We start from the raw sequence: 25,359 nt of genomic DNA, 5'->3' as shown, positions 1-25,359 counted from the left end.
ACCTTCGCGACGGAGCCCAGCCACGTGCGAGTCATCGCCAGAGGATTCATCAGTCCGCGTTGCCCACACCGTCATGATCGGTTCCCATCAGCCCACATTCAGCGCGCGTGCGACAGCCACCGGATCAACCGGGATTGCCTCTACCGGCGGGATGCCGGCCAACGCGGTGTCGGGATCCTTGAGGCCGTTGCCGGTGACGGTGCAGACGACGAGCTCGCCCGCAGACACCCAGCCCTCTTCACGGGCGGCAAGAAGTCCGGCGACACTGGCGGCCGACGCCGGCTCGACGAAGACACCTTCGTGGCCTGCGATCAGCCGGTAGGCCTCGAGGAGTTTCTCGTCGGTGGCAGCCCGGAATTGACCACCCGATTCGTCCTTGGCGGCCACTGCCTGGTTCCAGCTGGCGGGTGAGCCGATCCGGATGGCGGTGGCGATCGTCTCGGGATCCTTGACCGGTTTGCCGGTGACCAGAGGGGCCGCGCCCGCCGCCTGCACGCCGAGCATGCGAGGGGTCGACCCGACAACACCGTCGCGGTGGTACTCGGTGTAGCCCTTCCAGTACGCGGTGATGTTGCCCGCGTTTCCCACCGGCAACGCATGCACGTCAGGAGCCCTGCCGAGCACATCCATGATCTCGAAGGCGGCAGTTTTCTGACCTTCGATGCGGGCGGGGTTCACCGAGTTGACCAGCTCGATCTCGGTCCACTCGGCGGTGGCCTTGCGAGCCAGTTCGAGGCAGTCGTCGAAGTTGCCCTGCACCTGGATGATCTTCGCGCCGTGCATCACGGCCTGGGCGAGTTTGCCCATTGCGATCTTGCCCTCAGGGATGAGGACGGCGCACGTGATGCCGGCGCGGGTCGCGTACGCGGCAGCCGAGGCCGAGGTGTTCCCGGTGGACGCGCACAGCACCGCGGTCTTCCCGTTGTTGACGGCGTTGCTCACGGCCATCGTCATCCCGCGGTCCTTGAACGAGCCGGTCGGGTTGAGGCCCTCCACCTTGAGGTACACCTCGCACCCGGTGATCTCGGACAGGTGCGGTGCGGCGATCAACGGTGTGCCACCCTCGAGCAGGGTGACGACCTTCCAGTCGTCCTTGACAGGCAATCGGTCGCGGTACGCCTCGATCAATCCCGGCCATGCGCGGTGCACGGCGACAGACTCACTCATTGGTTCCCTCCAGTCGGAGAACGCTGGACACGCTCAGGACGGCCTCCAGCTTCTCCAGTGCCGCAACGGTTTCGGACAATGCCGCATCAGGTGCGCGATGGGTGACCACCACGAGCCGGGCGTCGTCGCCGGCGCCTTCCTGGCGAACGGTCGAGATGCTGATGCCTCGTGAGGAGAACTCTCCGGCGACTGTTGCGAGCACCCCGGCGCGGTCCGCCACCCGCATCGACACGTAGTACCGGGTTCGCACGTCACCCATGGGGGCGATCGGCAGCGACGCGTACGTGGACTCCAGTGGGCCACGACCACCGTGCACTTTGTTGCGCGCAGCCATCACCAGGTCTCCCAACACCGCCGATGCGGTGGGTGCGCCACCGGCACCTTGTCCGTAGAACATCAGCCGACCGGCGTTCTCGGCTTCGACGACCACCGCGTTGAAAGCGCCGTTGACCGCCGCGAGAGGATGTTCGAGGGGTACCAGCGCCGGATAGACGCGGGCCGAAATGCGTTGCTGCCCATCTTCACCGACAATCCGCTCGCAAATCGACAGCAGCTTCACCGTGCAGTCGAGTGCTTGTGCCGAGACGAGGTCGGCAGCGGTGATCTTGGAGATGCCCTCGCGGTAGACGTTGAGCGCGGTGACCCTCGAATGGAAGGAGATCGAGGCCAAGATGGCTGCTTTCGCCGCCGCGTCATAGCCCTCGACATCGGCCGTCGGGTCGGCCTCGGCGTAGCCGAGTCGGCCTGCCTCTGCGAGCGTCTCCTCGTAGTCACTGCCGTCGGCGTCCATCGCGGACAGGATGAAGTTGGTTGTGCCGTTGACGATTCCGGCAACACGGTTGACGGTGTCACCGGCGAGTGACTGCATCAGCGGGCGGATCACCGGGATGGCGCCGGCCACGGCCGCCTCGAAATACAGATCTACCTTCGCCCCGGCTGCGGCAGTCGCGAGTTCGCCGGTGTAATCGGCGAGGAGCGCCTTGTTGGCGGTGACCACGGACTTGCCGCTCTGCAGCGATTCGCGGATCAACATCCGCGGCGGGTCGATGCCGCCGATGAGTTCGACGACGATGTCCACGTCGTCGCGGGCGACGAGGTCTTCGGGTTTGTCGGTGAGCAGGGCCGGGTCCACCCCGTCACGAGGAACATTCAGGTTCCGGACGGCGACCCCGCGCAGTTCCAGTGGGGCGCCGACCCGTGCCTGCAGATCAGCGGCGTTGTCGGTGAGGATGCGAACCACCTCGGTACCGACATTTCCCATTCCGAGTACCGCAACGCCGATGGCGCGGGCCCCGTTGTCGTTGATTCGGCTGTCCGTCACTCGTTCACCTCCAAGCTCAGTAGATCTTCGACAGTTTCACGACGCAGGATCACTCGCGCGTCGCCTCCCCGCGTGGCGACCACGGCGGGTCGGGTGACCATGTTGTAGCGACTCGACATCGAGTAACAGTAGGCGCCGGTGGCGCCCACCATCAGCACGTCGCCGGGGCCGACATCGTCGGGAAGCCAGCAGTCGCGGATGACGATGTCGCCGCTCTCGCAGTGCTTTCCGACCACCCGACTGACCACCGCGTTCGCAGTGGAGACCCGCGACGCCAGCCGGACGTCGTACTCGGCCTGGTACAGCGAGGTGCGGATGTTGTCGCTCATACCGCCGTCGACGGACACGTAGCGGCGATGAGCTCCGCCCGGACCGAGCTGGACGTCTTTGACCGTGCCGACGGTGTACAACGTGACACCGGCCGGACCGGCGATCGCACGGCCCGGTTCCACCGCGATGGTCGGGGTGGGTAGGCCCAGTGCGGCCGATTCACGTTCGACGATGGCGGCGAGTTTGTCGGCGACTTCCTGCACCGGAGGCGGGTCGTCGGAGGGCAGGTATGAGATACCCAGTCCCCCACCGAGATCCAGGATCGAGAGTTGGGCGGTCTTGTCCACGCCGAACTCCGAGACCACGTCCCGCAGCAAGGACAGGACACGGTGGGCGGCCAGCTCGAAACCACCCACGTCGAAGATCTGCGAACCGATGTGGCTGTGCAGCCCCACCAGTCGCAGGTTGTCGGTAGCGAAGACGCGTCGGACCGCGTCCATCGCCGTACCACCGGCCAGCGAAAAGCCGAACTTCTGGTCTTCGTGTGCCGTGGAGATGAACTCGTGGGTGTGCGCCTCCACACCCACGGTGATCCGGATGAGGACGTCCTGGACCACGCCGAGGCGGCCGGCGATCTCATCGAGACGTTCGATCTCGATCATGGAGTCGAGCACCACGTGCTCGACGCCCGAGGTGACCGCGAGTTCGAGCTCGTACGGCGATTTGTTGTTGCCGTGCAGGGCGATCCGATCGGCCGGGAAACCCGCATGCAACGCCACCGTCAGCTCGCCGGCCGAACACACATCGAGAGACAGACCCTCTGAGTGCACCCAGCGCGCGACCTCGGTGGACAGGAACGCCTTGGACGCATAGTGAACGTGCTGCGCCGATCCGAATGCCTTTGCCATCTCGGCGCATCGCGCCCGGAAGTCCTCTTCGTTGATGACAAACAGTGGGGTGCCGTATTTCTCGGCCAGCTCGGTGACCGCGATGCCGCCGATCTGCGCCACACCGTTCTCATCGCGACCGGTGCCCTGCGGGTAGATCGCCTCCGGCAACTGCGCGAGTTCCTCTGGAGAGTTGGGCCTTTCGGCCAGGTGCGGTGCCGCCACGACCTCCGCGTGCCGTGGTCCGGCGGGGTGTGCGTTCACATTCGCTCCGGTGCGCTCACGCCGACCATCGCCAAACCGTTGGCGATGACCTGCTGGGTGGCGCCGCACAGAGCCAACCGTGCGGCGTGGAGATCGGTGGGTTCCTCGTCGCCCTGAGGCAGGACCCGGCACCGGTCATAGAACTTGTGGTACGTGCTCGCCAGCGCTTCGAGATACCGGCAGACACGGTGCGGCTCACGCAATTGCGCGGCTGCAGCGACCACTGCGGGGAAGTCTCCCAGCGTACGGATCAGGTCACCCTCGGCCCGATCCACCAGCAGCTCGAGGTGGTCGGTGGCGGCGGTGAGACCCAGGGCCTCGGCATTGCGGCCGATCGCCGCGAGGCGGGCGTGCGCGTATTGCACGTAGTAGACCGGGTTTTCGTTCGACTGGCTGACGAGGAGGTCGAGGTCGATGTCGATGTTCACGTCCACCGACGACCGGATGAGTGAGTAGCGGGCGGCGTCCACACCGACCGCGTCCACCAGATCGTCGAGGGTGATGACCGTGCCCGCCCGCTTGCTCATCCGCACCGGCTGCCCGTCGCGGACGAGATTGACCATCTGCCCGATCAGTACCTCCAGACGGTCGGGGTCGTCGCCGAGCGCCGCGGCCGCAGCCTTGAGCCGGACGACGTAACCGTGATGGTCGGCGCCGAGCATGTAGATACAGAGATCGAACCCGCGGTCACGCTTGTCCTTGAAGTACGCGATGTCGCCTGCGATGTACGCCGCCTCGCCGTCACTCTTGATGACCACGCGGTCTTTGTCGTCACCGAACGCGGTCGACCGCAGCCACCAGGCGCCGTCGTTCTCGTAGAGGTTGCCGTTTGCCTTCAGTTCGGCGATGGCCTTGTCGACCTGGCCGCTCTCGAACATCTTGTTCTCGTGCGTGTAGACGTCGAAGTCGGTGCCGAACTCGTGCAGATTCGCCTTGATCTGCGCGAACATGAGGTCGACGCCCCGGGCACGGAATGTCTCGAGCCGCTCTGCCTCCGGGAGGTCCAGAGCGCCGGGCGCGGCGTCGAGCACCTGTGCCGCGATCTCACCGATGTAGGCGCCGGCATACCCGTCCTCGGGAGTGGGTTCACCGAGTGCGGCGGCAACCAGCGACCGCGCGAACCGGTCGATCTGTGCGCCGTGGTCGTTGAAGTAGTACTCGCGGGTGACCGCGGCACCTTCGGCCGAGAGGACCCGGCCCAGCGCGTCGCCCACGGCAGCCCACCGCGTGCCACCGAGGTGGATCGGACCGGTCGGGTTGGCCGAGACGAACTCGAGGTTCACCCGGAGCCCGTCGAGAGTCTTTCCGGTCCCGTAGGCCGCACCACTTTCGATCACTCCGGCGACCACCACGTTCTGCGCGTCGGCGGCGAGTCGGATGTTCACGAACCCGGGTCCGGCGATCTCGGCGGTGGCGATGCCCTGACGGCTGGAGAGCTCGGCAGCAAGCCATCCGGCCAGCTCACGCGGGTTGACGCCGACCTTCTTACCGAGTTGCAGCGCGATGTTGGTGGCGTAGTCGCCGTGCTCGGGATTGCGCGGCCGTTCCACGACAACACTCTCCGGCAGCGCGGACGGGTCGAGTCCGTGGTCGGTGAGGACGGTTGAGGTGGCGGCATGCAGCAGCACCGCGAGGTCGGCGGGGGTCACGATGCACCATCCTATTGGCCCGCACCTCATCATTGACAATCGCCGTCTCCCTGCACAGCGATTGCCGTCGACGCGCACAAGTACACTGTCGGTCGCCGGTTCACATGCCGGCACGCACTCGTTCGCTCACCCCAGTTTTTGCACCGAAAGAGATCCATGGCCGACGCCGATAAAAAGGGCAACAAGATTCCCAAGAAACCGTCCACCGCAGGTAAGTCCGGCAAGAAGAAGGCCGGGCAGGTCCCCGTGGTGAAGGCGGGGGGCGTCGGACGGCAGATCCCGTGGATGACCATCGGCGCGGTGGTGGTGATCATCGCGCTCGTCGGCGGACTCGCCGCGTACCTGGTACCCAAGTATCTCGATCAGCGCGAAGTCGCGAAGTTCACACCGTCGGCGTCCAATCCCGACCCTTCGGACAAGATCGACGGCGTCACCAAGATCTATTACCCGGCCGGTCAGCACGTGCAGCCGACGCAGCGCGTGGCCTACGACCAGTCACCTCCGTTCGGCGGACCTCACGACGCGGTCTGGGCCGCGTGTACCGGCATCGTCTACCCGAACCAGTTGCGGACCGAGAACGCCGTCCACGCGCTCGAACACGGTGCGGTCTGGATCGCCTACAACCCGGACACCATCGCGCCCGGCGACCTCGACATCCTGCAGGACAAGGTCGAGGGCGAGCCGTACATGCTGATGTCGCCCTACCCGGGCCTGGACACGCCGATCTCGCTGCAGTCGTGGGGCCATCAGCTCAAGCTCGACTCCGCAGGCGACGAACGCGTCGACCAGTTCATCGAGGCACTGCGGCAGAACTCGAACAGCGGCGTGTACCCCGGCCAGCCCGACGCCACCGCGTATCCCGAGATCGGGGCCTCCTGCGCGGCGACGCCCGGTGCGTTCGACCCGAACAGCCCGCCGCCGGCGGACGTCGGCCCGATCCCCGCTGACGCCATCCCCATGGACGGCACCGGCACCACCCCCGCCACCGAGGAGGGGCTGGTCGCACCGGAACAGCCGATGACCACTGCTCCCGCCCCGGCGCAGCCCGTCCCGGCCACACCTGCGGGCTGATGGACGACTCGGAGTCCAGTACCGACTCGAACACGCCCCAACAGGCCGAGCCCGGCTCGGATATCGGGAGCGGACCGGCTGAGGCCGAGCGGACCCCCGCTTCTGGCGCACAACGCCGGCAGTTGCCGGCGATGCTGGTGCTCGGCGCGGTCGCAATGCTGCTGCTCGGTGTGGTCGTCGGTCTTTTGCTTCGCATCAGCTTCGAAGGCGACGACAACAACAGGCCCGCCGAAGACTCGGCTGCGGTGGGCTTCGCGCAGGACATGATCCGTCACCACCAGCAGGCTGTGGAGATGGCGACCATCGAGTTGTACGGCGGAAGCGACCCCCAGGTGCAGTCGCTTGCCTACGACATCCTCACCTCGCAGACCAACCAGATCGGCCAGATGCAGTCGTGGCTGACCCGCTGGGACTATCCGCTCGACAATCCCGACGAGGCGATGGCCTGGATGCAGGGTCACAGTGACGGGCACGGTCACGGGGGCAGCACCGAGTCGAGCATGTCGATGGGGCCGAGGGCGCCCGGTTCACCCCCGATGCCGGGCATGGCCACCACCGAGGAGATGACAAAGCTGCGCACGCTGCAGGGCGCCGAATTGGACACCTACTTCCTGCAGTTGATGTTGCGCCATCATCAGGGCGGGTCCGAGATGATGGAGTTTGCCACCGAGCGCGATCACGTCCAGGAAGACTTCGTCCGGCAGCTCGCCCAGCAGATGGTCAATGTCCAGCAATCGGAGTCGGACACGATGGCGAAGATGCTCGAACCCCGTGGGGCGCAACCTCTTCCGATGAACTAGTCGCCGGTCACCGCGCGGGCGGCAAGTCCTCGAAGACCGATCGCCAGTACTCCTCGGGAACGGTGTGGCCGGACTTGAGGATCAGCGCCAGGCCGGTCGCCATGAAGATGCCGAGGATGCCCAGCCACAGGCCGAACACCCCGATGGCAATCCAGGCCGCGGTGACCAGTGGTGGCCACGGATCGAGCACCACCAACAGCGGGGCGAACAGGAACCCGAGTCCGATGTACCAGGACGAGCCTGCCCGATCCATGATCAGGACCGCCCGTAGCCAGCGCGGCGCCCCGGGCAAAGTGGTTGTGATTGCGTCTTGTCGATTGATATCCATGCCTTCAGGGTCGCCGCATCGGTGGTCGAAAACGATTACGCCGGAGGTAAGAAAGCGCCCCCACCTGCGTAGTCCGACCACTGCCCGGCGATATGGCAACGAATAATGAGAACACGTTCTAGTATGGGACCATCCACACACGGCTCGGGGATGGTGCATGTACGACTTCGAAGAACGACGTGACGATGGCTCCGCCCTGTCATCAGAGCGGTTTCCCAAACCGCCCCTCGCGCTGACCGCGCTCGAACTGGCTCGCGTGATGGTCGAGTACCCCACATCGGCGGTGGTGGACGCCATCCTCCCGAGCCATGGTGTGGGCGAGGGACGTCCGGTGCTGGTGATCCCCGGTTTCTACGCAACCGATGGCCTCACCAACAGGATGCGCTCCCATCTGCGCGGTCTCGGTTACCGAGCCCACGGATGGCACCTCGGCCGTAACTTCGGATTGACCGACCACATCGTCGAGGGGCTACCCGACCGACTGGACCGACTTCACCAACGTTATGGCGTGCCCGTCAGTGTTGTCGGCTGGAGTTTCGGCGGCCTGCTGGCCCGGTGGCTGGGCCACGAACGTCCCGACGCGGTACGGCAGGTCATCTGCCTGGGGTCCCCGTGGCGGCCTGAGGGTGAGGTGACCAGGACGACGACGATGTTCGAGCACGCCGCGCGCAAGTACGGCCTGGTCGACAACGCGCGGGAGATCGTCGACACTCTCCGAGGACCGCTGCCCGTCCGGTGTACGGCGATCTATTCCAAGACCGACGGGATACTCAACTGGCGCAGTTGTGCACTCGACGAGGACGACAACTGCGAGAACATCGCCGTTCTCAGCAGCCACATCGGGCTGGTCTCCAATCCACTGGCCCTGAGCGTGCTCGCCGATCGACTGGCCCAGAACCCGCTTGCGCCACAACCTTTCGACTGGGCGCGGTGTGTTCGTCATACCCTCCTCGGTCCATCGGTGAGCGCCCCGACGTTGAAAAAGACCGCATGAGCACCGACAAGACGGCCGGCAAGTCCGGCAACGAGCCCCCAGGCGCAGAGTCGGACGAAGAACTGTGGGAATTGCGTGACGGGGCCTGGGTGACCCGGTTGATACCGATGCTGCGATTGGCGGTCAAAGGCTGGTTCCGGTCCGAGGTGAAGGGCATGGCGAACGTGCCCGATGGTGGAGCGCTGCTGGTGTCCAATCACTCCGGAGGCCTACTCGCGATGGACGTGCCGGTGATCGCGGTGGAGTTCTTCGATCACTTCGGCAGTGAGCGCCCCCTGTACGTGCTGGCGCACGACATGCTGTTCATCGGCCAGGGAAAACAACTGTTCGCTCGCGCGGGTTTCGTTCCGGCCAATCGCCGCAACGCCGACCAGCTCCTCCGCAGCGGCGGTGTCACCATCGTCTTCCCCGGTGGCGACTACGACGTGTTCCGGCCGTCGACCTCAGCCAATCGCATCGACTTCAACGGCCGTACGGGGTACGTGCGGACCGCTCTCGAAGCCGGGGTGCCCATCGTCCCGGTGGTGAGCATCGGAGGGCACGAGGCCCAGATCTTCCTCAGCCGCGGTGAGGATCTCGCCAAGCTGTTGCGTCTCGACAAACTCATGCGGACCAAGCTCGCTCCGCTGTCCTTCGGATTTCCCTTCGGGTTGTCGCTGCAGTTCCCTCCGAACCTGCCGATGCCTACCAAGATCGAGACACGGGTGCTCGAACCGATCGACATCGTCGCGGAGTTCGGACCCGACCCCGACATCGCTGAAGTCGATCGTGTGGTCCGCGACCGTATGCAGTCCACGTTGGATGAGATGGCCCGGGCACGCCGCTTCCCGGTGCTCGGATGACCACAGGATCAGGAGCCACGTCGTGACCGAGTTGATTGGCCGAATTCGCCGGATGCTGTGGACCATCGGGGTACTCGTCCGCAGCGGCATGCTCGCCCCGCTGCGCCCGGACAAGTACCTGCGGATGGGACTCGTGATCTGGCGTCAGGGCACCACACCGATGACCGGCCTCGGGTTGGCAGCAGTACGGCGGCCGAACGCCACTGCCCTCGTCGACGAACTGGGCAGCCTGACGTGGGCGCAGCTCGACACCCGTAGCGACGCTCTCGCCACGGCGTTGCGCGACCTGCGGCGACAGCCTGACCAGACCGTCGGCATCCTCTGCCGCAACCACCGTGGCCTCGTCGAAAGCCTCTTGGCATCAACAAAACTCGGCGCCGACTCGCTCCTGCTGAACACCGGGTTCTCGGGCCCTCAGCTCACGGAGGTACTCCTTCGCGAGCACACCGGCGTCCTCATCTACGACGACGAGTTCGCCGAACTCGTGGCCCACGCCCGTTCGCACGTCGAGGATCTCGCCGAAGTGGTCGCGTGGACCGACAGCAGCACCGACGCTCCCACCGTCGAAGGGCTCATCAACAAACATCGTGGCGCCAAACGTCCGGGACGTCCCGATTCCCCGGGACGTATCGTCCTGCTGACCTCCGGCACCACCGGGACCCCTAAAGGCGCACGCCGCTCCGGTGGCGGGGGCGCCGGAGCGCTCGCGGCCATGTTCGACCGCATCCCCTGGAAGGCGGAAGAGAAGATCGTCGTCGCGGCGCCCATGTTCCACGCCTGGGGCTTCGGGCAGCTCGCCGTGGCCGGGACGATGACCTGCACCGTGGTGATGCGCCGCAAGTTCGACCCGGAGGCGACGCTGAAGTTGGTTGCCGAGCACCGGGCCACCGGTCTTGCGCTCGTGCCGGTGATGCTCGAACGCATCATGGACCTGCCGTCCGACGTCCTCGACCACTACCAGCTGAGCTCACTGCGTTTCGCCACGGTCAGCGGATCGCGGATGAGGGCCGACGCCGTCACCGGGTTCATGGACCGGTTCGGCGATGTGGTCTATAACAGCTACAACGCCACCGAGGCGGGCCTGATCAGTACGGCGACACCTGCGGACCTGCGCGCTGCGACAGACACTGCCGGCCGGCCCGCGGCGGGTACCGAGGTGCGGATCCTCGACGACAACCTCGACGAGCTGCCTGTCGGCGAAGTGGGAAAGATCGCCGTGTTCAGCAACTCTCACTTCGAGGGGTACACGTCGGGTGACTCCAAGGACTTCCACGGCGACTTCATGTTGTCGGGCGACGTGGGCCGTCTGGACGAGAACGGCCGGTTGTTCGTGGTCGGCCGCGACGACGACATGATCGTCTCGGGTGGCGAGAACGTCTATCCCCTGGAGGTCGAGGAGACGCTCAACGCCCACCCCTCGGTCCTCGAAGCTGCAGTGCTCGGAGTGGACGACGACAAGTACGGACAACGGCTGGCGGCCTACGTTGTGCTCAAGCCCGGCGAAGATGCCTCCTGCGACGATCTCAAGGCACACGTCAAGTCCCAATTGGCCGGCTTCAAGGTGCCCCGCGACGTCGAGTTCCTCGACGCCCTCCCCCGCAACGCCACCGGCAAGGTGGTCAAACGCGAACTCACCGGACCCGCGTGATGACAAACGCGGAACAGTTTGGGTAAGTCGCCGGTGACGCGCCCCGGACCCCTCCATACTTCCGGAATGGAGCGAATGGAAGGGGTTGATGCCGGCTATCTGTACATGGAAACGCCAACCATGCACATGCACACGCTGAAGATAGCCATCATCGAGCCGCGAGAGGGTTTCACGTTCGAGCGTTTCCAGGAGCAGATGCTGGCCAGGCTCGGCCAGCTTCCCCCGCTGCAGCGGCGGGCTCTGCCTGTCCCACTCTCGCTCAATCACCCGCTGTGGATCAGTGACCAGCCGATCGAGCCCGCGCAGCACCTCTTTCTGCACGACCTGCCGGACCCCGGGGGTATGGCGGAGCTCGAGGCGGTCACCGGCGAGATCGCGGGAACCCCGCTCGACAGGTCGATCCCGTTGTGGGAGATGCATGTGTGCCAGGGCATGGCCGACGGGCGAATAGCGGTGATAGGCAAGATGCACCACGCGCTCGCGGACGGCGTGGCGGCCAACGCATTGCTGGGCAACATCACCGACCAGAGTGATGATCCCGAACAGAACCCTGCGCCACATGAGGATTCGAGGTCTGACAGCTGGGACCTCGAACCGACGCCCACCAAGGCCGAGCAGACCCGGCTTGCCCTGTCCGATGCCATCCGCCAGATGGGCACGGTGCACGGCCTCCTGTCGCGTACAGCGTCCGGAGTCAATGCGGTGGTGCGGCATCGTCGGGGTGAATCGGTGTCGGTACCCCGACCGGTCCTCGACGCGCCCCGGGCATCGTTCAACGGCGCCCTCGGCGCCTCGCGCATCTTCGCCACGTGCACGCTCCCCCTCGACGACATCAAGCAGGTGCGAAAAGCCAACGGCGTCACCGTAAATGATGTGGTGCTGGCGATCGTCGCCGGAGCGCTGCGCGACTGGACCCGGTCGCGCGGCGAAAACCTGTCCGGATCACTTCTGGCCGGGGTGCCGGTGTCGACCGACGACCCCGAGGGCCCCGCTCGTCTCGGTGGCAACCGGGTGTCGAATCTGTTCACAACCCTCGCGACCGATGTGGACGACCCACGTGAACGGTTGCTCGAGATCTCGCGGACAACCGCCGCCTCGAAGAAGGTGCAACAGCACCTGGGTCCTCACATGCTCACCGACTGGGTGCAGTTCACCCCACCGGCACCCTTCAGTGCGGCCCTCAAGCTCTATTCGAAATACAACATGGCGGCCAGACACTCGCCGCCGTTCAACGTCATCGTGTCCAACGTCAAGGGTCCGGCGCAGGACGTGACAATCGCCGGTTCGAAGCTGAGTGATCTCTTCAGCGTCGGACCACTCATCGAAGGTATCGGCCTCAACGTGACCGCGTGGTCCTACGCCGGTCGGCTCAACGTCTCGATCCTGAGCTGCCCAGACCTGGTGGACGATCTCGGTCCGCTCGTGGCACGTATGCGTCCGGCTCTCGATGAACTGGCGAACATGCCCGACTGAGCAGTTCGAGCGAGAGGACGACCATATGACAGTGCAGCTGGCCGGCAAGGCCCTGAACCGGGTCGCGAGTACCAGTGCCGACGCCCTACGCAGCGGGGTGGGGGCAGGACTGAAGCAGATCATGCCGTCCGCACCTGCAGTCGACGCCGTGCCCGAGGGCCGGATCGTCGAGCTTCCCGGTCGTGGCCGGACATTCGTCGTCGACGTGCCCGGCCCCTCACCCACCGCCCCCACGATCGTGTTGCTGCACGCGCTGGGATGCACCTCGTATCTGAGCTGGGTGGCCACCTTCAGCGAGCTGTCGCAGCACTACCGGGTTGTCACGTTCGATCAGCGATGGCATGGGCGGGGTATCCGGTCGTCGCGTTTCCGGTTCGTCGACTGTGCAGACGATGTGGTGGCCGTGATGGACGCCCTGGGCATCGAACAAGCAGTCGTGGCCGGCTACTCCATGGGCGGCGCAGTGGCCCAGTTGACGTGGCAGCGGCACCGGAGGCGTGTATCGGGCCTGGTGCTCTGCTCCACCGCGAGGAACTTCCGTGGAAAGAAGGGTGAGCGCCTGTTCTTCCCACTGATGACCGCGGCGATGCATCCGTTGGCCAGCTTCGCGCTGTCGCATGTCGACCGGCTGGCACAGACCCTCCCCGAGCTGCCGTCGGTGGAAGTGGCGAACCCGACCGCGTGGAGCAAGGTCGAGTTCCGCAGTACCAGCGCCTGGTCCCTACCCGAGGCGCTCGGTGAGCTCGGTCGTTTCGACTCTGCGGCCTGGATCGGCGGGGTCGACGTTCCGACTGCTGTGGTGGTGACCGGAAAAGACCACATCATCCCCGCACGCCGCCAGCGCAAGTTGGCCGACTCGATACCCGGCGCCCAGGTCTTCACCGCACGCGGTGGGCACGCGGCCATCGTGTTGGGGGCAACAGGGTGGGTTCCGGTGTTTCTCGAGGCGGTCCAGAACGTGACCGATCGTGTGACACCCGGTACCAGAGCAGCGATCTGAGCCGGAGATGTCGCCTGAATCTGTGCCCCCGGCAGGATTCGAACCTGCGGCCTTCCGCTCCGGAGGCGGACGCTCTATCCCCTGAGCTACGGGGGCTCATTGGGCGAGAGTCAGCCTAGCGCATCGGGTGTGGGCATCCCAAAACGGATGGGCCGGGCGCGTTCACACGGCCACGAGGTGCGCCCCGCCCACACCCTGATAGCGCTGCGGTGTGCACGTGAGCACGATGACCTGGGTGTTCCGTCCGGCGTGTCCCAGGACTGCTCCCATGCTGGCCAGGCGCTCGGGGTCGGTGTAACCCAGGGCGTCATCGATGATGACCGGAACGCCGTCTGCGGGGTCGACGAGCATGGCGCACGCCAGCCGGCTGATGATGCCCAGCTGTTCTTTCGCGCCGCCGGAGAGGGCATCGTGGTCGACGGTGACCCCGTCGAGCGTCCGGGTGGTGATGCGCAACTCCTCATCGATCCCGACGCCCAGGCTCGACCCGAACACAACCTTGCCCAGCCGGAGCACCTGGTCGGTGAACGGCTGGACATAGCGGCGCCGGGTGTTGTCGCGGTGACGCTGCAGCGTGTGGAGCAGCAGTTCTGCCGCCTGCGCACGGACCCTGACGCGCTCCAGGACGCCCTGCGCGCCTTCCAATTCGGTTGCTGCGACATGTAACTGGTCCAGCTGGCCATCGTCGCGACGGATCTCGATGCGCGTACGCAATTCGGCGATCTCGGTCCCGAGACCGGCCAGGCGCGGCTCTGCATGCTCCACCAGTGCCGAGACGTTGGCGTAGTGCAGTTCCAGTGTCTCCGGGTCTGCCTCGTCGATGTCGTGGGCGGCACGTGCCATCGCTTTCTCCGCTTGTGCGATGTGCTCGAGGATCGCCACGCGCCGCTCGTCCAGCGCCTCATCGGTACGACCGTCACACAATTGATGGTGCTGGTCTCGGAGATCATCACGATCGGCGCGCAGCTGGACGAGACGCTCGTCCAGGATCCGGTGCTCGTTGTCCAGACTGCGCAGCTCGCTCTGCACCTCTGCTCGGTGCTGGGTGACCCCGGCGAGCCGAACCGAGGCGGCACCTGCACGCCGTTCGGCCTCCTCGACGCCGACGGTGGCTGTGGTCGTCGGCTGGGCGTCGATCCGAGATGTCAGCTCGGCCAATTCGGCACGCAGTGTGTCCTCGTCACGGTCGCCCAGAACCGCGGCCAGCTGTGACCGAGCGCTGTCGACCGCGTCTGACGCCCGTTCGCGACGGCGCACCTGGGCCCGCAATTCCGCGACGTCCGCGACACCGCGTTCGTCAAGGAAACCCGCAAGGGCCCGCTCCGCACCGGCCAGTCGGCCGGCCAGGGTTGCCGACTCGGCCCCGGGCGCCACGGCCACCTGCACCACACCGTCCACCTCCACCACCGTGCCCTCGGTGAGGGCGAACTCGGTGGATGCCGTGTCGACACCGTCGACGGTGATGGCGTGGTCTCCGAGTTTCGTGACCGTGACAATTGCTGCAGCAGAACGTGATTCGGCGCGCGCGATGGTGACTCGCTGGGCGAGGTCTTCGGCGATGTCGAGGTCGTCGTGGTCACTGGTGACAGCGGCGACCTGGCGCCGGGCGGCCGTCAGCTGTTCGCGCAGCGATCCGACGCGCTCCAGCAGTGCGGTGATCTCGTCGCGGCGCGAGCGCAGCGCACCGTTCTTCGCCGTAGCCCTGGCGGCGGCGACCTCCTCGGCCGCCCGGACCTCTGCCAGCCGCGCATCCTCCATGTCGCGGTCGAGGCGCGTCAGCTCGACCCGTCGTGTGTCCGCGACACCTCTGACGTGTTCGACCGCCCGGACGGTCACGTCGATGGTGTGCTCACAGTCGTTGACCCGCTTGCAGGCTGCGGCGCGCTGGGCCTTCTCGCGGTCGAGAGACTGCAATTCGTTCTGGAGAGAGCGCATTTCGGTTCGGGCCTCGTCATGCCGCCGTTGCAGCCCCACAGCCTGCTCTCGCTGCTCGGTGAGCGAGGCCAGTTCCACCTTTGCCATCTCCAGCGAGTTCGCCAGCTCCCGGCGCGTGGTGGTGAGCGTCTCCAGGCGCGCCGCGTCCGCAGTCACCTGGTCCATCGCAGCGGCCAGCTCGGTGTGACGAGCCTGGGCGCGTTCCATGTCGGCTGTGGCCGCGGCCAGTTCCCGGGCAGGACGACCTTGTGCCGCAGTGAAATAGCGTTCGTACTCCGTACGTACAGCGTCGAGCAACGCCGAGTCATCCGACCCGGGGTCGGTTCCCGACGACGTCGTGCCCGCTGCGGTGTCCAATGCACGAGACAACGCTGCGCTCGACGACAGTTCGCCGACCACCGGGTCTCCCGCCTGGAGCAGGCGCAACGCCTTGAACAGGCCCGCGTCGACACGCTCATCGAGGATGGCGCACACACGCTCGTGGGCCGCGCGGCCACTGAGCTGCTCTCTCACCGGCTCATCGATGACCAGTTCCGTGCGGGCACCCCTGTTGTACTGCTTGGTGTAGGTGAATCGGTAGGGGCCGCAGCTGATGTCGGCCTCCACCACCGACCCGACATCGAGACCGGATGGGGCGACGGCACGTACCTTGGCGCTCTTGCTGTCCGAGCGCACCTCCAGCAGCAGATCGAGAGCCTCGATCATCGATGTCTTGCCGGCCTCGTTGGCACCTTCCACCACGGTGACCCCGACCTCGGGAAAGATGATCTCCCGCTCGGTGATCCCGCGAAAGTGGCTCAGCCTCAGTCGATGCAGCTTCACCGGCTACCACCGGCCAGCCGGAAGAGCAGGGCGAGGGCCTCCTGCGCCACGGCTGCCTGCGAGTCGGTGGCGCGTGCCAGCTCCGACAGTTCGGTGACGGCGTCGCCGATGAACCCCGTCAGTGCCATCTCGGCGAAGTCCTCGTCGTCGGGTCTGATCACCAGGTCGTGACGCAGATCCCAGAACGTCAGTGCGGCAAATCGATCCGAGAACTCCTCGAGCATCGCATCGAGTTCTGACCGTTCGGTGATGCTCACGGACCCACGCAGCGCCAATTGCACCACGGTGTTCGCCTTGTGGTCGAAGGCGTCGAGGCGCCGCCGCAACCCGGAGATGTCGTCGGCGCTGTTGATGTCGTGCTCGACGGTACGAAAAGCCCACTGCCCCACGGGTTCGGCGGTGACATGCACGGTGTTCTCATCGCGCGCAGGGGTGACACCCGGCATGTACTGGCCGCGGGTGAGGGTGACCACCAGCGCTCGGCCCGGATCCTCCTCGCGGTGATCGTAGTTGGTGACTTCTTGCGCCCCGGAATACCAGATCCGTCCGGTGTCACCGATATCGGTGACCGAATGCCGGTCTCCCAGCGCCACATAGTCGATCAACCCGTCCGCGATGGCGCGTTCGAGTTCGGCGACCTGGATGAGGGTCGGGTCGTCGGAGTCGGGCGCGAGCGTGTCGACCCGTCCATGACCGGCAACGATGCGGATGTCCTCGCTCGGCCCGAGCATGGAGACCTGCTGTGCGATGGTGTCGGCCAGCGGCATCTTGCTGGTCCACGGCGCGGCGATCAACTGCACGCCGGGGCGCACCTGAAACGCACCGACCGTTCCGAGAACGTGGACGTGGTCGGGTTTGTGGTCGGTGAACACGCGCGAGTTGTAGATGCTCGCGGCGTCGAGTGGGTCGTGATTGCCCGGGAGGAGGTACACCGGGCACCCGATCTGCTGCATGTGGTCGAGACTTCGACGGATGACGCGCGAGGACACCTGCCGGTCCTCGAACACGTCACCGCACACCAGGACGAACTCGGCGTTGTGCGTGGCGGCCAGCTGACCGATGCGTCCGATGGTCTCCTGACGCGCTGCTGTGTACCGCGCCTGGGCATCGCCCTTGAGGAAGTGCCTGGTCATGCCGAGCTGCCAGTCCGCGGTGTGGATGAAGGTCACCTCCTGCGCAGGCAGCGACAACGGCAGAGCTGCACTCATGGGTGACCTCCCCTCGTGGCCCGGATCGAACACAGTGACGACTGGTCCGATCCTACGAGTGGTGTCCGACAGAGCGTTGGATCTTCAGCGGTGGGTCACGCATCGCTTGTCGAGGCGGACACACCGGCTTTCAGTATCGCTCGCTCTCGATCACCACCGGTCCGGCCACCGCGAGCACGATCAGCCGTGTGTCGTCGGCGATCTCGTAGCCGAACTGGTATCCCGTGTCGATGTCGTAGCGCGAATCGCGGTCCTGTCGGCGACCACTTCCGTCGACCACGATGATCTCGCACAATCCCGGTTGGGTCTCGGCGCTGCACGAGTAGTCGATCAGCTCCGGCGACGGCTGCGGGTCGACCACCGACACCCCGGCATAGATTTCCGGGCTCACGGCTTCGACATCGACGGTGACCTCGTCTCCCGATCCGATCGTGGCCGCGGGATCTCGGGCGGCCAGCCCCGAGAAGTCCAATCCGACAACGGCTTTCAGGAGGTCGGCGTCGACCCGTGAGATGGCCCGCTGGGCGATGGCGACCCAGTCGAAGTAGGTTGCCACCGGACTGATCTTCCAACCGCCGTCGGCCGGCACCGCGACCACATGACCGAAGGCACCGTACAGACGCTCGGCAGAAGGGCCGCCATCGGAGATGCATCCCTGGTCGCTCTCCCCGACCGTGCGTATGCAGTCACCGTCGAAGACAACTGTTGCCCCGGTGCCCTCGGAACGCAGTGTGGCCTCGAACTTGTCGATCCGGACGCGCGCCTGGTCGTTGTCCCCCCTGGTGACCTCGACATCAAGATCGTCGATCGTCACCGGCGACTCTATTCCGAAGTCGAAGTCGAAGTCGGAGTCCGCATCCAGCTCAGCATTGATGCCGGGGGCGTATGTCTTGAGCAGTCGCGACTCGACCCCGCCCATCGCGTCCGCGACATGAGTGACGTCAGCGGTCTGGAGGGTCTCGACCAGTCCCTCGACGAATCCGGTCAGCGCCTGTTCCGGAGAGTCATAACCGGCTTCGGGCGGGCCGGGATCAGCTGTCTGCCAGCCCAATTCCTCCGCGGTGTACTGGGCCGCAGTGAATGTGGGACTGACGAACCAGCCACCGTCGCGCCGCACCGACATCAGGAAAGGCGCCTGCTCGCGGTCACCGACCACCGCCGTCTCGGTGCCGGTGTCGACGTCGTCGGCTGTGGTGGTCTTGTAGGTGACCTCGGGTCCGTTGATCGAGACCTCGATCTCGACGGCACCGACCGCCGCCGGATCAACGTCGGGGACGAGGTCGGCCAGCGACTCGATTGTTCTGGCGTCGATTTTCAGGATGATGGTGGCGCGTTCGATCGAGACCTTCGTCAGATCGGCTTCCACCGCCTCGGACGTCAGACGCAGATCCGATATCTCCACCGAGATGCCTTCGAATTGATCGATGGGTGACTGCCCGGCGGATCCCAGCTTGCTCTGCAGGTCTCCGATGTCACCGATGAGTCCGGCCAGCTGGTCGGTCTCATCCGGCGGCAACAGTAGCCCGAGCCTCGTCCAGTCCTCATCCTCGAGAGCGCCCAGGAAGTCCTTCACCGAGTTCGTGGCGCTCGACGCCCCGTTGACCTGGGTGACGAGCAGCCGGTTCACCGCGAATCCGCCCGTCGCCGCCAGAACTATCGCAGCCACGATCGCAATGGCCTTGAGAAGGCCGGGGTTACGTGATGGGCCGGGAGGTCCGGGTTGCGGCGCAACGGGGCCGGGATTCGACGAGTAGGTCATCGGATCACACCACTTCGGGCCAGGGACGGCGCCAATGCCTCACGCCACACGATGAACGCCGGCACCACGAACCCGACAAGCCAGAGCGCCAAGGGCGCCGGCAGGTTCCAGTTCACCCGGACACTCATCACCACCAGGACCGCTATCGCAGTGATGACGAGTCCGATCGCAAAGCCGAACAACGCTTTCTGCTGGTCCCCCGGGCCACTCGACATCCTGTCGCGCACGAGTGTGGCCCCGGCCAGGGCGAGCGTGAAGAACACCAGCGCTGCGAGCACGGCGGACGTTGCCGAGTACAGGGTGAGCCCGGCGACCGACAACGCCACCCAGAGCAACGACACCGCCATCACCACACCCAGCGGCGCACTGTAGTACTCGTGCTGCGTCATCGCGATCCGGCGCGGTAGCGCAGGCGACAACGCGGCAGCCCCGATCCCACCGAGGACGGCGATACCGAGGTAGCCCGTGGTCACCGAATCAACCGATTCGTATGGCACTCCCGGCAACGACACCATCAGCGCCCACCCTGCAGCAGCCCATCCCAGAAGCGAAAGCGACAGAGACGAACCAGTTTTACCGGTGGCCGCCGACAGGATCAGGCGGCCGACCACGATCAGCCAGGCCACGGCTGCGGCCGCGGAGACCAGCGGATCGAGGACGCTCACGCGCAGGCCTGCGACGGCATCTAGGTTCTCCACGAAACGCAGCACATCGATCACCACAGCGGACACCGTCATCACCGCGAACAGCCCGCCGGCGACAAGAAGAAGAGCCCGCGACTGCCGACCTGCGACGCCGAAGCCGCCGTGGCCCGAGACATCGAAGAGATCGGCCTCACGCGGCTGCCCCGCGAGAACCGCTCCCGCCAGCCCGATCCATACCGCCGGACCGAAACCCGTACCGCCGTAATCCCATTCGGTCCAGCGGCATGAGATATCCCAGCCAAGGCAGACCATGACCACTGCGAGATAGGGGGCCACGCAGATCAGTTTGAGCGCACGTAGCTTCGCCGGCGTCCACGTCTGCCCGAACATTCCCCGCCGACTCGCGGCCGGCAACAACAGCGACAGCAGCGAGAGGCCCGTGACGATCGCGACGTCGACGCGGAACAACGCGAGGGTGTCGGCGTCCCAGTCCAGACCCAGCGAGGCCAACAGCGCCACAGCCGCCAAGAAGTCGCGAACCCGGTCTGCTCTCGTGGGTGTCCACGGTGCGCCACCGACAAGCGAGGCCGAAGGCGAACGTTGCAACACATCCGAGGGTTGCGATGGGGGCACCGTTCCTGGTTGCAAAGTGCGCTCCTCCCGTTGGGCACCAATGCAGGTCACATCGTAGGTCAGGGTGAAGGAAAATCCTGTCATCCATTCGGCGCAGGGATACTGGGCAGATGAACCCCTCCCCCCGCAGCCACATGGTGTTCGCTGCCGCCGCCGGAACATCCAGTGTGGCGCTGGGACTCGGCGTCGGCTACCTGCTGGCACCTGCCGTGGATCGGAGTTCGTCGCCTCTACAGGCCGTGGGGTCCGAGGTGATCGACCGTATGCCCGAGGGTCTGAGGGAATCGGCCATCGATGCGTTCGGCACCGCCGACAAGACAGTGCTGCTGGTGACCATCGCGGCAATCATGGCGGTGCTCGCCGCTTGCGCAGGAGTGGCCGAATACCGGCGTCCCCCGGCCGGGCTCGTCATGGTGGCCCTGGTCGGAGCACTCGGGGCCGCAGCGGCGGTGGCGCGGCCGAACGCGTCGCTCGGGTGGGCACTACCCACGATCGCCGGGGTGGTGGTCGCCATGCTCGTACTGCACTGGCTGATACGGGCACTGCCCCCGCGGGTCGGCGAACCCGCAGACCACAACGATGCGCACGGCGACGGGTCTGCCACTGCCACCGACCGACGCCGGTTCCTGGTCCGAGCCGGTGCAGTCGGCAGCGGGGCGGTCCTGGCCGGACTCGGCGGTGTGACCGTCCGACGGGTCAGTGGCGGGGTGGGAGCCGATCGTGCCGCCTTCGCCGTACCCGATGCGAGCAATCCGGTCACCACACAAGCGCCGTCCATTGCTCAGGTCAGCTCGTTCATCACCCCCAACGACGACTTTTATCGCATCGACACCGCGCTCGTGGTGCCACAGGTCAAGAGCACAAGCTGGTCGCTGCGCATCCACGGGATGGTCGATCGAGAGATCAGGCTCGATCTCGAGCGGTTACAACAAGACAACAGCGCCTTCGACGCCGTCATCACATTGACCTGTGTGTCCAACGAAGTCGGCGGCGACCTCGTCGGCAACGCGACCTGGACCGGCTATCGCCTGAAGGACCTCCTGGCTGCGGCCGGTCCGTCCGCGGACGCCGACATGGTGTTGTCGACCAGTGCCGACGGATGGACCGCCGGTACGCCGCTGACCGCATTGACCGACGGCCGCGACGCCATGCTGGCGGTGGGGATGAACGGTGAACCGTTGCCGCTCGAACACGGCTACCCGGTCAGGATGGTCGTCCCGGGCCTGTACGGATACGTCTCGGCGACCAAGTGGGTCGTGTCGCTCGAGGTCACCAGATTCGATCGCGCGGAGGCGTACTGGACCACTCTCGGCTGGGCCGAGAAGGGGCCGATCAAGACCAGTTCGCGCATCGACGTGCCGAGGAGCGGTTCCTCTCTCACCAGCGGCCCGGTCACCGTGGGAGGCGTGGCCTGGGCACAGCACCGCGGTATCAAGGGTGTACAGGTGCAGGTCGACGACGGGCCGTGGAACGACGCAGAACTGTTGGATCCCAACGTGATCGACGCATGGCGACTGTGGAGGTGGCAGTGGGATGCCCCATCCGGCGAGCACCGCCTGAGGGTTCGGGCCATCGACGGCGACGGCGCAGCGCAGATCGAATCGGAGACGCCGTCGGTGCCGGACGGAGCGACCGGACTGCATTCGGTCGAGGTGCAGGGCCGGCCCTGAGCTATCGCGGCTCGGCGCAGTCGGCCATCCATCCGGCGAGCAAAGCCAGCGACCTCCGCGCTGCGGCATCGTCGCGGTCGACGAGCCACCACTGCACGGTGCCGAACAGCATCTGCAACGCCGACCGCACCAGTTCACGTTCGGACACTTCCCATCGCATCCCGCAGCGATCGCCGATCTCGGAAAGATAGGTGTGTCCGTACTTCTCGGCGATCGTGTGCTGCAGCAGCGCCTGACCGGCCGACGCCGATTCCGTCGGCTGCCGCAACGAGAACAGCATGGACTCGATCATGAGCAGCCAACGATTCGGGAATTCGGCCGCGCGTGCCCACACCGCAGTGACCGCCTCCTGGATGGAGATCCGGAGCGCGTCCCGGCCGGTACCGAGGTTTTCGGTGGGCACCGAAGCGAGAAGCGCCTCGAGTTGTTCGGCGATCACCTTCTCGATCATCGCGGCGACAAGTTGTTCCTTGTCGTCGAAGCAGTAATGCACCACGCCAAGGGAGACCTTGGCTTCCTCGGCGACACCACGCACGGTCACCGCGCTCATCCCGCCGCGGTCGGCAAGCGTCAGAGCGCAGTTCACCAATTGTGCGCGGCGGTCCTCCACCGACAACCGGCGCGAACCTGGAACGTCACTGCGCATGGCGCACAGTACATCCCGAGACGAGCGCCGACGTCAACCACGGTGGACACACGGCTGGTCAGTCCCCCGCGCCAGATTGCGCCGCGGCTTTCGCAGTGCTGTTCGCCTTCGGAACGCCGGCTGCGCCCTCGGTGCCGGCGGGGACATCACCTGGTTGCGACCCGCCCGCGGGTACCACCGCTTCCATCATGTGCCGCGGCCTGGCAAAGGCTGCAGCAGCGACGACACCGATCAGCAGGGCCGCAGCCGGCAGCAGGAGCGACTGCCCCATCGCTGCGGAGAAACCGTCCCGAACCGACTCCGGGAGCCGTCCGGCCTGATCAATCGACGAAGACCCGAACCCGGGGACCTCTGCGGCGAGGCGGGTCTGCATCAGGGCACCCACCGCAGCGCTACCGAGCACCGAGCCGATGAGACGCGTGGTGTTGTACACGCCGGCACCGGCCCCGGCACTGGTCATCGGGAGGTTTCGCGTCGCGGTGGCAGCCAACGGCGCCCAGATACCCGAACTCGCCGCGCCCATGAGCGCCACGGGCAGCAGAAGCTGCCAGATCGGGGTGGTCGGCGTGGCGATCATCGCGAGCCAGCCGATGGCCACCGCGTTGAGCAGGAGGGCCGTGGCGACGATGTATCGAGGGTGGACCCGGTCGACCTGCCGGCCGACTATGGGCGCGAGCACGCCGGTGAGAACCGCCATCGGCACGGTCACCACCGCCGACTCCGTCGGGGTCAGACCCGCGACCAGCTGCAAGTAGTACATCAGCGGGACCATCATCCCAGCCGTCGCAAAACCCATCGTCGTGATGCCGATACTCGCCAGCGAGAAGTTCCGGTCGCGGAACAGGCGCAGGGGCACAAGCGGTTCAGCCGACCGCCGCACGGTCAAGATCTTGTGCTGCCAATAGACGAACAACGCCATCAACACCAGGCCGAAGCCGATGAGTCCCCAGATCCAGGCCGCCCAGTCGTATTTCTCACCGTCCTGAATACCGAAGACCAGGCACGTCAGACCGATGCCGCTGAGCGCCATGCCGACCAGGTCGAAGTGGCGCTTGCTCGTGGACACCTGCGGCACCAGCTTCCACGCCAGCGCCAGACCGATGATGCCGACGGGGACGTTGACGAAGAAGATCCACTCCCAGCCCAGACCGTCGACGAGCCCGCCACCCGCGAGCGGCCCGATCAGCGTCGCGACACCCGCGACGGTGCCCCAGACACCCATCGCCGCGCCACGCTTGTTCTCGGGGAAGATCCTCGTGATCAGTGCCATCGTCTGCGGCGTGATCAGCGCCGCGCCGACACCCTGCAGACCGCGCGCGAGGATGAGCATCTCGATCGAACCTGCGAACCCGCACCACACACTCGCGACCGTGAACACCACGAGGCCTACGAGATACACGTTCTTCGGTCCGTACCGGTCACCCAGACGTCCGGCGACCAGCATGGGCACCGCGTAGGTAAGCAGATAAGCGCTCGAAACCCAGATGACCCCATTGACATCGGTGTCGAGCGCCGCTGAATGGCGGGCTGGGCAACCGAGACGATGGTCATGTCCACGAGAATCATGAAGAACCCGATGCACAACGCGCCCAGCGCGAGCCAAGGTCTGGTGGTGATTGCCGGGGTGGGGCTGGGGCTACTCACTGTCTTCCTCTGTTCTGTTCGATGGGGTCGTGCGCGCCAACCACTCCTCGATCCACAGGAGGTCGCCGTTCTCCAGCCGATCACGCAGGCTCTCGGTCCAGGCGATCTCAGCCTGCATCACCGCCTGCCGGCAACCGGCATCCAGCAGGAACATCTCGGGGATGCCGCCTTCCGAGGCCGCTTCCACCGACCGGTTGACCGATTCGAGTTCACCTCGCATCGCACCGAGCCGCTCGGTGAGAAGCCCGACGACCTCATGCCGGCCCAGCGAGTGCGCCTCGGCCAGGGCGAGGTAAAAGCTCGGGTACTCGACCGCGGGGGTGCGGAGCATTGCCGTGAGAGAGCGGCGCAAAGCGCTGGTGCCCGCGTCGGTGATGGCGTAGACGGTTCGTTCGGGCCGGTTGCCGGAACGCTGAACACTGTTGATCTGCAACAGATCCTGGGCGTGCAGCCGGTCGACTGTGTGGTAGAGCGATCCGGGTCGGGTCTTGGCGAAACGGTCCTCGTTGCGTTCGAGCAACGTCTGGACCATTTCATACGGATGCATCGGCCGTTCCGCCGCGAGCCCGAGGACAAGAACGGCCAACGGGGTCAATTCGACATCGGCAGCAGCACTGCGTTGCGTCATCGTCCTCCCCCACCCGGCCTTCGGCCCGCCCGAATAGTCCATGTGGAATATACCGC

The 25,359-nt window shown here is 65.9% G+C and carries 19 protein-coding genes, 1 tRNA gene and 1 pseudogene; 8 read left to right on the top strand and 13 right to left on the bottom strand.

All coding sequences use genetic code 11. The features are described from left to right. Positions 1 to 87: 87 nt before the first annotated feature. From thrC to argS, 4 genes are read right to left on the bottom strand one after another with little or no spacing between them, the layout of a single operon-like run. On the bottom strand, positions 88 to 1,167 hold the full coding sequence (thrC, locus tag W823_RS42105; protein WP_023957868.1) for a threonine synthase: 1,080 nt from the start codon (positions 1,165 to 1,167) through the stop codon (positions 88 to 90). Further along, complete coding sequence (locus W823_RS42100; protein WP_023957866.1) at positions 1,160 to 2,488, bottom strand: homoserine dehydrogenase; 1,329 nt, start codon at positions 2,486 to 2,488, stop codon at positions 1,160 to 1,162. Before W823_RS42100 ends, thrC begins: the two co-directional genes overlap by 8 nt. Next, the gene (gene lysA, locus W823_RS42095) at positions 2,485 to 3,909 is read right to left on the bottom strand and encodes a diaminopimelate decarboxylase (protein WP_023957864.1); all 1,425 of its coding nucleotides are present in this window, start codon (positions 3,907 to 3,909) and stop codon (positions 2,485 to 2,487) included. Before lysA ends, W823_RS42100 begins: the two co-directional genes overlap by 4 nt. After that, complete coding sequence (gene argS, locus W823_RS42090; RefSeq protein ID WP_023957862.1) at positions 3,906 to 5,558, bottom strand: arginine--tRNA ligase; 1,653 nt, start codon at positions 5,556 to 5,558, stop codon at positions 3,906 to 3,908. The genes lysA and argS overlap by 4 nt, the downstream gene beginning before the upstream one ends. Before the next feature lie 156 nt (positions 5,559 to 5,714). On the opposite strand from argS, the gene W823_RS42085 reads away from it, so the two are divergent. Together W823_RS42085 and W823_RS42080 are read left to right on the top strand one after the other, a co-directional pair. Continuing rightward, the gene (locus tag W823_RS42085; RefSeq protein ID WP_023957860.1) at positions 5,715 to 6,629 is read left to right on the top strand and encodes a DUF3105 domain-containing protein; all 915 of its coding nucleotides are present in this window, start codon (positions 5,715 to 5,717) and stop codon (positions 6,627 to 6,629) included. Beyond that, a complete protein-coding gene (locus tag W823_RS42080; RefSeq protein ID WP_023957858.1) occupies positions 6,629 to 7,429 on the top strand; it encodes a DUF305 domain-containing protein in 801 nt (266 codons plus the stop codon). The genes W823_RS42085 and W823_RS42080 overlap by 1 nt, the downstream gene beginning before the upstream one ends. Positions 7,430 to 7,436: 7 nt before the next feature. Here W823_RS42080 and W823_RS42075 read toward each other — a convergent pair whose 3' ends face one another. Then, positions 7,437 to 7,757: a hypothetical protein gene (locus tag W823_RS42075; RefSeq protein ID WP_023957856.1), complete on the bottom strand. Its 321-nt coding sequence runs from the start codon at positions 7,755 to 7,757 to the stop codon at positions 7,437 to 7,439. A 157-nt stretch (positions 7,758 to 7,914) separates the two neighbouring features. Here W823_RS42075 and W823_RS42070 point away from each other — a divergent pair, with 157 nt between their 5' ends. The 5 genes from W823_RS42070 (at position 7,915) to W823_RS42050 (ending at position 13,714) form a co-directional block, all read left to right on the top strand. After that, on the top strand, positions 7,915 to 8,751 hold the full coding sequence (locus W823_RS42070; protein WP_023957854.1) for a triacylglycerol lipase: 837 nt from the start codon (positions 7,915 to 7,917) through the stop codon (positions 8,749 to 8,751). Continuing rightward, positions 8,748 to 9,593 carry a lysophospholipid acyltransferase family protein gene (locus W823_RS42065; protein WP_023957852.1) on the top strand — a complete coding sequence of 282 codons (846 nt, stop codon included), beginning with the start codon at positions 8,748 to 8,750 and terminating at the stop codon, positions 9,591 to 9,593. Before W823_RS42070 ends, W823_RS42065 begins: the two co-directional genes overlap by 4 nt. Before the next feature lie 52 nt (positions 9,594 to 9,645). Continuing rightward, the gene (locus W823_RS42060) at positions 9,646 to 11,241 is read left to right on the top strand and encodes an AMP-binding protein (protein WP_031332205.1); all 1,596 of its coding nucleotides are present in this window, start codon (positions 9,646 to 9,648) and stop codon (positions 11,239 to 11,241) included. A gap of 66 nt (positions 11,242 to 11,307) precedes the next feature. Beyond that, entirely contained in the window at positions 11,308 to 12,714 is a 1,407-nt protein-coding gene (locus tag W823_RS42055; RefSeq protein ID WP_023957848.1) for a wax ester/triacylglycerol synthase family O-acyltransferase, read from the top strand. A 25-nt stretch (positions 12,715 to 12,739) separates the two neighbouring features. After that, the gene (locus W823_RS42050; RefSeq protein ID WP_023957846.1) at positions 12,740 to 13,714 is read left to right on the top strand and encodes an alpha/beta fold hydrolase; all 975 of its coding nucleotides are present in this window, start codon (positions 12,740 to 12,742) and stop codon (positions 13,712 to 13,714) included. 23 nt (positions 13,715 to 13,737) lie between these two features. Here the strand turns inward: W823_RS42050 and W823_RS42045 are convergent. From W823_RS42045 to W823_RS42025, 5 genes are all read right to left on the bottom strand, one after another. Then, a tRNA-Arg gene (locus W823_RS42045) sits at positions 13,738 to 13,810 on the bottom strand. A gap of 66 nt (positions 13,811 to 13,876) precedes the next feature. Next, positions 13,877 to 16,471, bottom strand: a complete 2,595-nt coding sequence (locus W823_RS42040; protein ID WP_023957844.1) for an AAA family ATPase — start codon at positions 16,469 to 16,471, stop codon at positions 13,877 to 13,879. After that, positions 16,468 to 17,640, bottom strand: a complete 1,173-nt coding sequence (locus W823_RS42035; protein ID WP_031332203.1) for an exonuclease SbcCD subunit D — start codon at positions 17,638 to 17,640, stop codon at positions 16,468 to 16,470. Before W823_RS42035 ends, W823_RS42040 begins: the two co-directional genes overlap by 4 nt. A 169-nt stretch (positions 17,641 to 17,809) precedes the next feature. After that, the gene (locus tag W823_RS42030; protein ID WP_023957840.1) at positions 17,810 to 19,438 is read right to left on the bottom strand and encodes a hypothetical protein; all 1,629 of its coding nucleotides are present in this window, start codon (positions 19,436 to 19,438) and stop codon (positions 17,810 to 17,812) included. Next, entirely contained in the window at positions 19,435 to 20,730 is a 1,296-nt protein-coding gene (locus tag W823_RS42025) for a hypothetical protein (RefSeq protein ID WP_235189516.1), read from the bottom strand. The genes W823_RS42030 and W823_RS42025 overlap by 4 nt, the downstream gene beginning before the upstream one ends. Before the next feature lie 95 nt (positions 20,731 to 20,825). Here W823_RS42025 and W823_RS42020 point away from each other — a divergent pair, with 95 nt between their 5' ends. After that, positions 20,826 to 22,385 carry a molybdopterin-dependent oxidoreductase gene (locus W823_RS42020; RefSeq protein ID WP_031332202.1) on the top strand — a complete coding sequence of 520 codons (1,560 nt, stop codon included), beginning with the start codon at positions 20,826 to 20,828 and terminating at the stop codon, positions 22,383 to 22,385. A 1-nt stretch (position 22,386) separates the two neighbouring features. Here W823_RS42020 and W823_RS42015 read toward each other — a convergent pair whose 3' ends face one another. From W823_RS42015 to W823_RS42005, 3 genes and pseudogenes are all read right to left on the bottom strand, one after another. Next, complete coding sequence (locus tag W823_RS42015) at positions 22,387 to 23,031, bottom strand: TetR/AcrR family transcriptional regulator (RefSeq protein WP_023957834.1); 645 nt, start codon at positions 23,029 to 23,031, stop codon at positions 22,387 to 22,389. A 58-nt stretch (positions 23,032 to 23,089) separates the two neighbouring features. After that, positions 23,090 to 24,675 (bottom strand): annotated as a pseudogene (locus W823_RS42010) (DHA2 family efflux MFS transporter permease subunit). Next, positions 24,668 to 25,303 (bottom strand): PadR family transcriptional regulator, encoded by a 636-nt coding sequence (locus W823_RS42005; RefSeq protein WP_023957831.1) that lies wholly within the window; start codon positions 25,301 to 25,303, stop codon positions 24,668 to 24,670. The pseudogene W823_RS42010 and the gene W823_RS42005 overlap by 8 nt, the downstream one beginning before the upstream one ends. Positions 25,304 to 25,359 lie beyond the last annotated feature (56 nt).

Source organism: Williamsia sp. D3, assembly GCF_000506245.1.
Lineage (GTDB): Bacteria > Actinomycetota > Actinomycetes > Mycobacteriales > Mycobacteriaceae > Williamsia > Williamsia muralis.
This window is presented reverse-complemented; position numbering and strand designations above follow the sequence as displayed.